Source organism: Streptomyces lanatus (assembly GCF_014655715.1).
GTDB classification, from domain to species: Bacteria; Actinomycetota; Actinomycetes; order Streptomycetales; family Streptomycetaceae; genus Streptomyces; species Streptomyces lanatus.
In genome coordinates, this window is record NZ_BNBM01000008.1 from 94,487 (window position 1) to 106,773 (window position 12,287).

Annotated in this window: 7 protein-coding genes; all 7 read left to right on the forward strand. The window is 71.5% G+C overall.

Features of this window, described 5'->3' with window-relative positions:
* Positions 1 to 118 precede the first annotated feature (118 nt).
* The 7 genes from IE325_RS22230 (at position 119) to IE325_RS22260 (ending at position 12,202) form a co-directional block, all read left to right on the forward strand.
* Positions 119 to 1,444, forward strand: a complete 1,326-nt coding sequence (locus IE325_RS22230) for a salicylate synthase (protein ID WP_190071759.1) — start codon at positions 119 to 121, stop codon at positions 1,442 to 1,444.
* The gene (gene entS / locus IE325_RS22235) at positions 1,441 to 2,736 is read left to right on the forward strand and encodes an enterobactin transporter EntS (protein WP_190071760.1); all 1,296 of its coding nucleotides are present in this window, start codon (positions 1,441 to 1,443) and stop codon (positions 2,734 to 2,736) included. Before IE325_RS22230 ends, entS begins: the two co-directional genes overlap by 4 nt.
* Before the next feature lie 220 nt (positions 2,737 to 2,956).
* A complete protein-coding gene (locus IE325_RS22240) occupies positions 2,957 to 3,823 on the forward strand; it encodes an alpha/beta fold hydrolase (protein ID WP_190071761.1) in 867 nt (288 codons plus the stop codon).
* A gap of 29 nt (positions 3,824 to 3,852) precedes the next feature.
* Entirely contained in the window at positions 3,853 to 4,308 is a 456-nt protein-coding gene (gene panD / locus IE325_RS22245; RefSeq protein ID WP_373315197.1) for an aspartate 1-decarboxylase, read from the forward strand.
* 3 nt (positions 4,309 to 4,311) lie between these two features.
* Positions 4,312 to 4,530, forward strand: coding sequence for an MbtH family protein (locus IE325_RS22250; protein ID WP_190071762.1), 219 nt, complete (start codon positions 4,312 to 4,314; stop codon positions 4,528 to 4,530).
* Positions 4,530 to 7,691, forward strand: coding sequence for a non-ribosomal peptide synthetase (locus tag IE325_RS22255; RefSeq protein WP_190071763.1), 3,162 nt, complete (start codon positions 4,530 to 4,532; stop codon positions 7,689 to 7,691). The genes IE325_RS22250 and IE325_RS22255 overlap by 1 nt, the downstream gene beginning before the upstream one ends.
* The gene (locus tag IE325_RS22260) at positions 7,688 to 12,202 is read left to right on the forward strand and encodes a non-ribosomal peptide synthetase (protein ID WP_229911924.1); all 4,515 of its coding nucleotides are present in this window, start codon (positions 7,688 to 7,690) and stop codon (positions 12,200 to 12,202) included. Before IE325_RS22255 ends, IE325_RS22260 begins: the two co-directional genes overlap by 4 nt.
* Positions 12,203 to 12,287 lie beyond the last annotated feature (85 nt).

The window sequence follows — 12,287 nt, forward strand, 5'->3', positions numbered from 1 at the left end:
CTTGCCTAATGAGTCGACGCGGTCAAGCCTGGGGTGTGATCTGGACGGCACCGCGCAGAGGGGGCTAGGGTCTGTTGTGAATTAGGTTAGGTTAACCTAAGTCCAGGGAGGTAGGTCCTTGCTGCGTTATCGGAGCGCGGAGACGGAACTGCCGGGAGACCCCGTCCAGTTGGCGGCGAAACTGGCGGAGTCGGGCTTGTTCGACCAGTACGTGATCTACGAACAGAACGGCGACGTCTGGTTCGCCGGAGGAGCGCTCGGTGAGATCCGGATCGGCCGCTCCGAGATCCGCCGCCGATGGCTCGACGAGGAGACCGTGGCCCCCCTCGGGCCGCAACCTCTGCACCAAGTCCATGAGGAACTCGACCGGATGGCCGTGGCGGGCTGGAACGCCTACGGCTGGATGGCCTTCGAGTTCTCCCACCTCCACGCCGGCCGCCCCGACCGCGCGGGCGACGACGACCTGCTCCATCTGGTCGTCCCGCACAGCGAGATCAGGCTCGGCCGGCAAGGCGCCCTGATCCGCAGCGCCGACGACGAGACGCTGGAGGCGCTGACCGGCTTATTCGGCCGCGTCGACGCCCGCCCCACCCCCGTACCCCGCCCCATCGACGTATCGGACACCGAGGGCCGCTACCCCGACATGGTGGCCCAGGCCATCGAGGAGATACGGACCTCCGACCTGCAGAAGGTCATCCTCTCCCGGTCCGTGGACGTGCCCTTCCCGGTCGACCTCGTCGCCACCTATGTCCACGGCCGCTCGCACAACACCCCCGCCCGCTCCTTCCTGTTGAGCCTCGGCGGGCGCCGGGTCGCCGGATTCAGCCCCGAGACCGTCGCCGAGGTCGGCGCCGACGGCGAGGTCGTCACCCAGCCCCTCGCCGGGACCCGCGCCCGCGGCTTCGGCGAGCGTGAGGACGAGCGGCTGCGCGCCGAACTCCTCGCCGATCCCAAGGAGATCTCCGAACACGTGCTCTCCGTCAAACTCGCCGAGGAGGAGATGGCCACCGTGTGCCGGCCGGGCACCGTCTCGGTCCGGGACCTGCTCAGCGTCCGCAGCCGCGGCAGCGTGCAGCACCTCGGCTCCAGCGTGCACGGTCTGCTGGCCGACTCCGCCACCGCCTGGGACGTCCTGCGCGCGGTGTTCCCCGCCGTGACCGCCTCCGGAATCCCCAAGTCCCAGGCCTACGACTGCATCGCCCGGCTGGAGAAGGAACCGCGCGGCATCTACAGCGGAGCGGTCCTGAGGGCCGGCAGCGACGGATCCCTCGACGCCGCGCTGGTGCTGCGCAGCATCTACGAGGAGGACGGCCGCACCTGGCTGCGGGCCGGCGCCGGTATCCTCGCCGGCTCGACCCCGGCCCGCGAACTGGAGGAGACCTGCGAGAAACTGCGCAGCGTCGCCCCCTACGTCGTTCCGGCAGAGGGCCAGGGGCGCGCGTGAAACTGGGTGAAGTAGTAGTAGATGTAGCGCCGTTGCGCTCCAGCAGGGACTTCAGGCTGATCTTCGCCACCCAGGCGATCTCCATGGTGGGCACCCACCTCACCTCGGTGGCGGCCAGCCTGCAGATCTACACCCTCACCGGGTCCTCGGTCCAAGTCGGCCTGATGAGCCTGGTGTTGGGCCTGTCCCTGCTGGTCGGCCTGGTCACCGGCGGGCTGCTCGCCGACCGGGTCGACCGGCGCCGGATCATGCTCGGCACCCGGGCCGTGACCGCGGTCGGCATCGCCGGGCTCGCGGTGAACGCGGCGCTGCCCGACCCGCAGGTATGGTTCGTGTTCGTGGCGGCCGTCCTCGCGGGCGTCACCGCGGGCCTGGGCGGCCCGGCCCTGATGGCCGCGACCCCGGCCCTGGTGACGCCGGGACAGCTGGCCGCGGCGGGCGCGCTCACCACCCTCACCGCCCAACTCGGCGGCATGGTCGGACCGTCGCTCGCGGGCGTGATCGCGGCCGGCCCCGGCATCGCCTGGTGCTTCGCCATCGACGCGGCCATCTACGTCATCGGCCTCGCCCTGCTCGCCCCACTGCCCAAGCTCGCCCCCGAGGGACGGGCCGAGGCACAGCATCCGCTGAAGGCGATGGGGGAGGGGCTGCGCTTCCTGCGCGGCAACCAGGTGGTCGCCGGACTGCTGCTCATCGACGTGTGCGCGGTGGTCTTCGCGATGCCGTACGCGCTGTTCCCCGAACTCGGCACCGAGCACTTCGGCGGCGGCCCCTCCACCGTGGGCCTGCTCTACACCGCCCCCGCGGTCGGCTCCTTCTTCGGTGCGCTGACCAGCGGCTGGACCGGACGCATCCACCACACCGGACGGGCCCTCATCGGCGCGGTCGCGGTATGGGGCGTGGCGATCACCTGCTTCGGACTCAGTCCCAACCTGTGGTCCGCGCTGTTCTTCCTGGGCCTCGCCGGACTCGGCGACACCGCCTCGGAGATCCTGCGCCGTGCCCTGCTCCAGCACTACACACCGGACCGGCTCCAGGGCCGGGTCGGCAGCCTCTGGCTCGCCCAGGCCACCGCCGGGCCCTCCGTCGGCAACGTCGAGGCGGGCCTCGTGGCCAGGGCCCTCGGCTCCTCCAGCGGCGCCGTGGTGCTCGGCGGAGTCATCTGCCTGGCGGGCGTGGGCGCCCTGGCGCTCGCCATGCCGGGCCTGCGCAAGGCGACGCTGAGCCGACCCGCGGACGTGGACGGGGATGACAGTGCGGCACCGGTGGAGCGTTCTCCGGCGGCCGATTGACGCGGTGACAGGAAGGTGGGGGTGTGATGTCGGGAGGGGGCGACCTGGTGGCGTCGGTCGGTCGACCCGGTGCCAGGAAGGCAGGGGAGTCATGTCGAGCAGCGGCGTGACCAGGTCGGCGTCCTGCGTGCGGGCGAAGGCCCGCCACCATCCGATCGCCGCCACCGACGCTTCCCCGGCAGCCGACTGACACAGCCTCAGGACGACAGGGCGGAGGACCATGCCGAGCGTGCGGATCAACGGGATCCGGCTCCAGTACGAGGACGTCGGCGACGGCGACCCCGTGGTCCTGGTGATGGGCCAGGGCTCCGGCGGCCGGGTCTGGCACCTTCACCAGGTGCCGGCCCTGGTCGACGCCGGATACCGGGTCGTCACGTTCGACAACCGCGGGATCCCCCCGACCGACGAATGCCCGGACGGCTTCACGATCGACGACCTGGTCGCCGACACGGCGGCGCTGGCCGAGCATCTCGACCTCGCCCCCTGCCGCTTCGTGGGCGTCTCCATGGGGGCGTACGTCGTCCAGGAGCTGATGCTCGCCCGGCCCCGGCTCGTCCGGCAGGGCGTCCTGATGGCTACCCGGGGTCGCACGGACGCCCTGCGTGCCGCGATGGCCCTGGCCGATCGAGCCCTGCACGACAGCGAACTGGAGCTTCCGGCCGCCTACTCCGCCTGGATCCGCGCCCTGCAGAACCTGTCCCCGGCCACGCTGGACGACGACCAGCAGATCCAGGACTGGCTGGAGCTCTTCGAGTTCTCCCCGCAGCGGCGAGGTCCGGGCGTGCGGGCCCAGCTGGACCTGGAGGTCCCGGCGGGCCGGCTCGCGGCGTACCGGGCGATCGACGTGCCCTGTCTGGTCGTCGGCTTCGCGGACGACGTCGTCCTGCCGCCGCACCTCGGGCGTGAGGTCGCCGACGCCATCCCCGGCGCCCAGTACCAGGAGATCAAGGGCTGCGGCCACTACGGCTATCTGGAGCGGCCGGACGAACTGAACCGGGTGCTCCTGGAGTTCTTCCACGACCGTCGTTCCCCGACCCGCACTTCCCCGACCCGTCCTTCCCCACCCGGCCATGTTGATTTAGGTTAGCCTCACCTAAGTAATCTCCCCAGGGGGTCATGGTGCACCGCACCTTGCTGAACGGCAAGATCCACCGAGCCACCGTCACCCAGGCAGATCTGCACTACGTGGGATCCCTGACGATCGATCAGGGCCTCATGGAGGCCGCCGACATCGTCGAGGGCGAAGCGGTCCAGGTCGTCGACATCGACAACGGCGCCCGACTCACCACCTACGCCATCACCGGCGAGCGGGGCAGCGGCGTCATCGGGATCAACGGCGCCGCCGCCCATCTCGTCCACCCCGGTCACCTGGTGATCATCATGTCCTTCGCCGCACTCGACGAGTCCGAGCGCCCCACCCATCGACCCCGGGTCGTGCACGTCGACAAGGCCAACCGGATCGTCGCGCTCGGCGCCGACCCGGCCGAACCGGTGCCGGGCGCGGACGACCAGTTCTCCGGCACCTTCACCGACCGCACCCCACGTCCGTCCGCCGAGCAGGAGAGGAACTGAGCCATGGCCAACCCCTTCGACGACGACAGCGGCGTCTTCCGCGTCCTGGTCAACGACGAGGGCCAGTACTCCCTGTGGCCGGACTTCGCCCCCGTACCCGACGGCTGGTCGACCGTGCACGGCCCCGCCGACCGGGCCGCCTGCCTCGACCACATCGAACGGCACTGGACGGACATGCGCCCGCGCAGCCTGGCCGAGGCCATGCGCCGGGCCGAGGACTGATGGCCGGCCGCCCGGTCGTGGAGGACGTCCTCCCCCTGTCACCCATGCAGGAGGGGATGGTCTTCCACGCCCTGTACGACGAACAGGGCCACGACGTCTACACCGGCCAGATGACCCTCCGCCTCGAAGGTCCGGTGGACGAGCTGTGCCTGAGCGCGGCGGTCGCGAAGCTCCTCGCCCGCCACGCCAACCTGCGGGCCGCGTTCCGCACACGGCGCTCCGGGCGCCCGGTCCAGGTGATCAGGAGCACGGTGGACCTCCCCTGGCAGGTCACCGACCTTTCCGCGCTGCCGCCGACGGAGCGCGAGGCGGCCCTGGAGCGACTGCTCGCCGAGGACCGGACCCAGCGGTTCGATCTGGCCAGGCCGCCCCTGGTGCGCTTCAGGCTGGTCACGTTCGACGAGCGCGACCACCGCCTGGTGATCTCCTCGCACCATCTGCTCTGGGACGGCTGGTCCGCCCCCGTCCTGGTGCGGGAGCTGTTCCAGCTGTACGCCTCCGACCGCGCCCTCCCTCGAGTACGGCCCTACCGTGACTACCTGGCCTGGCTCGCCCGCCGGGACCGCACCGCCGCCGAACAGGCATGGCGCAACGCCCTGACGGGACTTGACGAGCCGTCACTCATCGCGCCGGACTCGAGGGACCTCCCGGCCGAGGAACCGCACCGGCACGTCTGGGAACTCCCGGAACAGGACACCGAGGCGCTCACCGCCGCCGCCCGGACCCGCGGGGTGACGGTCAGCACCGTGCTCCAGGGCCTGTGGGCCATCCTCCTGGGTCGACTCACCGGCCGTACGGACGTCGTCCTCGGCGCCACCGTCTCCGGCCGCGACGCCGACGTCCCCGGCATCGAATCCATGGTCGGCCTCTTCATCAACACCCTGCCGGTCCGCGTACGGCTGCGCCCCGCCGAACCCCTCGCCGACCTGCTCACCCGCCTACAGTCCGAACAGTCCGCGCTCCTCGACCACCGCCACCTCGGCCTCGCCGACATCCAGCGCGCCACCGGACACACCGTCCTCTTCGACACCCTGCTGGTCTTCGAGAGCTACCCCATCGACGACGAGGGCATCGCCGAGGCACTCGGCACCGAAGGCCTCCGTATGACCGGAGTCTCGGTCCACGACGCCACCCACTACCCGCTGACCCTCACGGCCCTGCCCGGCCCCCGCCTGACCTTGACGCTCAGCCACAGGCCGTCCGTGCTGGACGGCGAGGCGGTCGGTCGCATCGCAGACCAACTGGCCACTCTCATAAGCGAATTCATCCAGCACCCGGCGACCCCGGTCGCGCGACTGGGCCCCCGTACGGCCATCGAACCCCCGACCCCCGACGAGATCCCGCACCCCACGGTCCGCGCCCTGTTCGAGGACCAGGTGGCCCGCACCCCCGACGCCCCCGCCGTCCTCCACGGCGACACCACGCTGACCTACGCCGAACTCGACGCCCGGGCCGACCGGTTGGCGGCCGCCCTTCTCGCTCGCGGCGCCGGACCGGAGTCCGTGGTCGCCGTGGCCCTGCCGCGCAGCCCCGACCTGGTCATCGCACTCCTCGCGGTACTGAAGGCGGGAGCCGCGTGCATGCCGGTCGACCCGGGCTACCCGCGCGACCGCATCGCGCTGATGCTCGACGATGCCCGACCCCACCTGGTGATCTGCGAAGACGCCCGACAACTGGACATCCGGCGGGAGTCGGTCTGCCCGCCGGATGCGGAGGCCGCCCCGGGGCCACGACCACCCCTCTCGCCCGACCACCCGGCCTACGTCATCTTCACCTCGGGCTCCACCGGCCGCCCCAAGGGCGTCATAGGAACCCAGAAAGCCCTGGCCAACCGTCTGCACTGGGGCCGCGAGCTGGGGTCGGACGCCACCGGCGTCCGCGTCTCCAAGAGCCCCCTGAGCTTCATCGACGGCCTGACCGAACTGCTCGGCGCGCTCGTCGCCGGAGACGCCGTCGCACTAGCCGACGACGAGGCGACCGGTGACCCGAAGGCCCTCGCCGCACTGTCCGACCGCCACGGCGCCACCCTCCTCACAGCGGTCCCGAGCCTCTACACCACCCTCGTCGAATCCGCCCCACGGGACGCCTTCGCCACCGTCCGCACCTGGATCTCCAGCGGCGAGACCCTCCCGGGCGAACTGGCCGCCGCCCTCACGCGACGCTGGCCGCATGCCCGGCTCATCAACCTCTACGGCTGCTCCGAGGCGGCCGGTGACAGCCTGATCCACATCCACGACGGCGGGGAGGGCGCGGTGCCCCTCGGCCGGCCGATAGCCGGCACCCGCGTCCACGTCCTCGACCCGTTCCTTCGGCCGTCCTCCGTGGGCGCGACCGGCGAGCTGTACCTGGCCGGAGCCGGTCTGGCCCGCGGCTACCTCGACCAACCGGCCCGCACCGCCGAACGCTTCGTCGCCGACCCCTACGGCCCACCCGGCAGCCGCCTCTACCGCACCGGCGACCTGGCCAGACTCAGGGCCGACGGCACGGTGGAGTTCCTCGGCCGGGCCGACGACCAGCTGAAGGTCCGGGGCTTCCGCGTCGAACCCGGCGAGATCGAGGCGGCGCTCCGCGCGCTGCCGGGCGTCGGCGGGGCCGCGGTCGTGGCCAGGGAGGACAGCGGCCCGGCACCGCGACGCCTGGTGGCCTACGTCGTCGCGATCGCAGGAGCGTCCCTCGACGCCCTCGCCCTGCGCCGGGCCCTCGCCGAGCGGCTCCCGGCTCACCTCGTCCCCTGGGCGGTGGTGATCCTGAAGGAGCTGCCCCTCACCCCCAGCGGCAAGCTGGACCGTCGCGCCCTGCCCGCCCCCGACTTCACGGACACGGCAGCCACCTTCGAAGCGCCGCGCACCGAACCGGAGAAGGTGCTCTGCGGACTGTACGCCGAGGTGCTCGGCCTCGACCGGGTCGGCGTCCACGACGACTTCTTCGAACGCGGCGGCGACAGCATCGTCTCGGTCCGGCTGGCCGACCGCGCCCGCAGAGCCGGACTCGCCCTGGCGCCCCGGGACATCTTCACCCACCGCACCCCGGCCGGCCTCGCCTGGTCCCTGCCCGACGAAACCGCCCCCGCGCCGCAGGAGTTCACCCCGAACGGCGCCCCACTGGTGTCCCTCAGCCAGTCGCAGCTCGACAACGTCAAGGCGAGGTGGAGGACTCGATGAGCAAGGCACCCGGGGACGACGGTTCCCTGGTCGAGGACGTGCTGCCGCTCTCCCCGCTCCAGCAGGGCCTGCTGTTCCACGCCCTGTTCGACGAGGGCGCCCAGGACGTCTACACCATGCAGTCCCTGGTGGAGATCGAGGGCCCCCTGCGCCCCGCACTCCTGCGCACGGCCGCCGAGGAACTCTTCGCCCGACACGCCAACCTGCGCAGCGCCTTCCTGCACGAGGACCTGGACGACCCGGTGCAGGTGGTGCTGAAGCAGGTGCCCGTGCACTGGGCGGAGAGGCAGGGCGACGAGGCGGAGTTCATCGCCGCAGACGCGACCGCCCGCTTCGACCTGACCGACCCACCCCTCCTACGCCTGACCCTCGTGCGCCGCGCCCCCGACCGCTGGCTCCTGATCCTCACCAACCACCACCTCCTCCTCGACGGTTGGTCCATCCCCCTCCTCGTCCGCGAACTCCTCCAGCTCTACGCCGCCCAGCTCGCCCCCGGCACCACGCCCCCGCTGCCCGCCGTACGCCCGTACCGCGACTTCCTGGCCTGGCTGGCCTCGCGCGACAGCGAGGCCTCCGCCGACGCGTGGCGCGCGGCCCTGGCCGGGGCGACACCGACGATGCTGTCACCGACGTCGGCAGGTCTGGTCCCGGTGCCGCCCGAGCTGCACACGCTGCGGCTGACCGAGCAACTGACCACGCGGGTGCAGGAGTTCGCTCGGAGTCGGGGCGTCACGGTCAACACGGTCGTCCAGGGCCTGTGGGCCCTGCTGCTGGCGCGCCTCACCGGCCGGGACGACGTGGTCTTCGGGGCGACGGTGGCCGGACGCCCCGCCGAACTCGCCGGCGTCGAGTCCATGATCGGCCTGTTCATCAACACGGTGCCGGTGCGAGTGGCCGTACCGCCGGGGGAGCGGGCGGGGGCCTTCCTGCGCCGACTCCAGGACGAACAGTCCCGGTTGATGGACCATCAGCACCTGGGGCTGACGCAGATCCAGCGGCTCGCCGGGGCGGGTGACCTCTTCGACACCCTGCTGGTCTTCGAGAACTACCCGATCGACGAGGCATCGGTGGCGGCGGCCGAGGCGTCCGCCGGGTTGCGGATCGTCGAGGTCAAGGGGTCGGGTGCCACGCACTATCCGCTGACCTTGGCGGTGCTGGCCGAACGTGAGCTGGGTGTGGTGTTCGAGTTCCGGCCCGACTGTTATGGGCGTGCGGCGGTGGAGAGGCTGGCGGGTCGATTTGAGCGCTTGCTGACGGCCGTACTGGCTGATCCGGACGCTCCTTTGGCTGAGTTGGACGTGCTGGCGCCCGAGGAGCGCTCGGCGCTGTTGGCGGGCGGGGTCGGGGAGCGGCTGCCGGTGCCGTATCGCACGATGCCGGAGATCTTCGAGGCACAGGTGGCCCGGACGCCGGACGCGGTGGCGGTGGTGGGGGAGGGGCGGAGTCTGACTTTCGGCCAGTTGAACACCGCCGCCAATCAACTGGCCCGACTGCTGGTTGAGTTGGGTGCGGGTCCGGAGCGAATCGTGGCATTCGCCCTGCCCCCGACCCCGGACACGATGACCGCAATCCTGGCGATCCAGAAGACAGGGGCGGCCTATCTGCCACTGGACCCGGCGTGGCCAGAAGACCGCATCGAGGGCATGTTGGAGGACGCACGCCCGGTCGCGCTCATAACAACGACTGCGACGCTGCCCAAGGGGCGCTGGGAACTGCGCGACCAGCCACATACAACCCGCAGTCGCCCCCCGACATCACCACCCACCCCCTTCGTATTCCTCGACGCCCCCGAAACCCGAGAGCGCCTCGCCCACACCACCCCCTCCAACCTCACCGACACCCAACTCCTCCCAGAAAACCCCGCCTACGTCATCTACACCTCCGGCTCCACCGGCCGCCCCAAGGCCGTCGTCATCCCCCAACGAGCCATCGTCAACCTCTTCACCGCCCACAACGCCGCCCTGCACACCCCCGCCTCCACAGCCACCGGCAAACCCCTCCGCATAGGCCACGCCTGGCCCACCGCCTTCGACGCCTCCTGGCAGCCCATGCTGTGGATGTTCGCGGGACACGAACTGCACATGGTCCCGGAGGACGTCCGCCGGGACCCCGCCGCGCTGAGGGACTTCCTCACCCACCACGGCATCGAGTTCATAGAACTGTCCCCGTCCCTGCTCGGGGAACTCGTCGCCCAGGGCGGCGACTGGCAGGCCCAGCTCAAGGTGCTCGGCGTGGGCGGCGAGGCCGTACCCCCCGACCTCTGGCGCATCCTGCGCGAAACCGACGGCCTCGCCGCGCACAATCTCTACGGCCCCACCGAATGCACCGTCGACTCGGCGGACTGCGACCTCGCCGTGAGCGAGCGCCCCTCGATCGGCCGTCCCGTGGCGGGCGGCACCCTCTACATCCTCGACGGCCACCTCAACCCCGTACCCGTCGGAGTCGAGGGCGAGCTCTACATCGCGGGCGCCGGACTGGCCCGCGGGTACCTCGGCCAACCGTTCGCCACCGCCGCCCGCTTCGTCGCCGACCCCTTCGCCGACCGACCCGGCACGCGCATGTACCGGACCGGCGACATCGCCCGCTGGACCGACGACGGCTTGGTCGAGTGTCTGGGCCGGATCGACGACCAGGTCAAGATCAGGGGCTATCGGATCGAACCCGGCGAGATCGAGGCGGTCCTGCTGGAGCATGAGTTGGTCGAGCGGGCGGCGGTCGTCGTCCGCGAGGACACCCCTGGTGTACGGCGCCTGGTCGCCTACGTCGTCCCGTCCGCCGAGCCCGACGACGGCACGTCGGAGTCGCTGCGCCGTGCCGTGGCCGCCGTACTGCCCGACTACATGGTGCCGTCGGCGTTCATCCCGGTGGACGGCTTCCCGCTCACCCTCAACGGCAAGCTGGACACCGCCGCGCTCCCGGCACCCTCCCGCTCCGCCGGGCCGGCCGCGCAGCCACCCCGGAACCAGGTCGAATCGAAGCTCGCCACGCTCTTCGCCGAGGTCCTCGGGCTGGACACGGTCGGCGTACACGACAGCTTCTTCGCCCTCGGCGGAGACAGCATCGTGTCGATGAGGCTGGTCAGTCAGGCGCGAGCGGCCGGTCTCGCCATCTCGCCCCGCGATGTCTTCGAGCGCCCCACGATCGCGGAACTCGCCGAACGCGCGGGCCCCACCGAGCACCGCGCGAGCGACCCGGACCCCGATGCCGGAGTGGGCGACATCCCCCTCACCCCCGTCCTGGCCTGGCTCACCGAGCAGAACGGCCCCTTCCACGCCCTCAGCCAGGCCCGCTTCCTGCGCACTCCGTCCGGCATGGACCTCGACGGCCTCCACCGCACCGTCCAGGCGGTCCTGGACCGGCACGACCTGCTCCGCTCCACCTTCACCCCCGCCCCGGACGGTTCCTGGCGCTTCCACGCCGCGCCCGCGGGCACCGCCCGCGCCGCCGACTGCGCACGTCGGATCGACGCCGAGCGCCTGGACCACACGGCGATCGGCACCCTCGTACCGGAGGCCATGGACGAGCTGGTGGCCGAGCTCGACCCGGCGGCGGGGGCGATGGCGCGGTTCCTGTGGTTCGACACCGGCGGTAGTCGTGAGGGGCGGCTCCTGGTGGTGCTGCACCACCTGGTGACCGACGCGGCGTCCTGGGGCGTTCTGGTCGCCGACCTCGCCGCCGCCTGGGAGGGCAGGGAACTGTCGCCCGCAGGCACCCCCTTCCGGGAGTGGGCTCGGGCGTTGCAAGAGTTGGCGCCGAGTCGATCCAACGAACTCGCCTTCTGGAAAGGTGTGTTGGAGGAACCGGAACCGCCGCTCGGAGTCGGGCCGCTGGACCCGGCCCGGGACACCAGGGCCACGATCCGCAGGCACTGGACCACAGTCGGCCCGGATCTCACGACGCCCCTGACCGCTGCCTCCGTCCAAGAGGTCCTGCTGACCGCTCTCGCACTCGCCGTCCCTGCCTGGCGTGACACACCCGACCGATCCCTCCTCGTCGCCCTGGAGGGACACGGCCGCGAGGAACACCTCGTACCGGGCGCCGACCTGTCCAGCACCCTCGGCTGGTTCACCAGCGTCCACCCGGTCCGGCTCGACCCGGGCACCAGGGACACGGACCACGTACGCCGTGTCCGCGACCAACTCACCGCCCTCCCCGACAAGGGCATCGGCTACGGCCTGCTCCGCCACCTCCTCCCCGAGACGGCCGCACAGCTCTCCCAACTCCCGGAACCGCAGGTCCAGTTCAACTACCTGGGCCGGATGACGATGGGCGAGCGACGCGACACCGGCCCCGTATTCACCAGCGCACCCGAGACCGGGGCCATGGGCAGCGGCGCCGACCCCGAGATGCCCGCCCCCTACGCCCTCGTCGTCGACGCGGTCATCACCGGAACGGAACTCTCGGTGTGCTGGCAGTGGCCGGAACGGCTCTTCACGGAACCGGAGATCCAGCGGCTGGCCGGGCTCTGGACCACGTACCTGGAACGGCTCCTGAAAGGCGATGACCAGTGACGGAGACCCCCACCGCCGACCTCGCGGCCCGCAGGCGCGAACTCCTGCGCCGCAGGCTCCAGAGCGCCGGCCTGGCCGACACCGA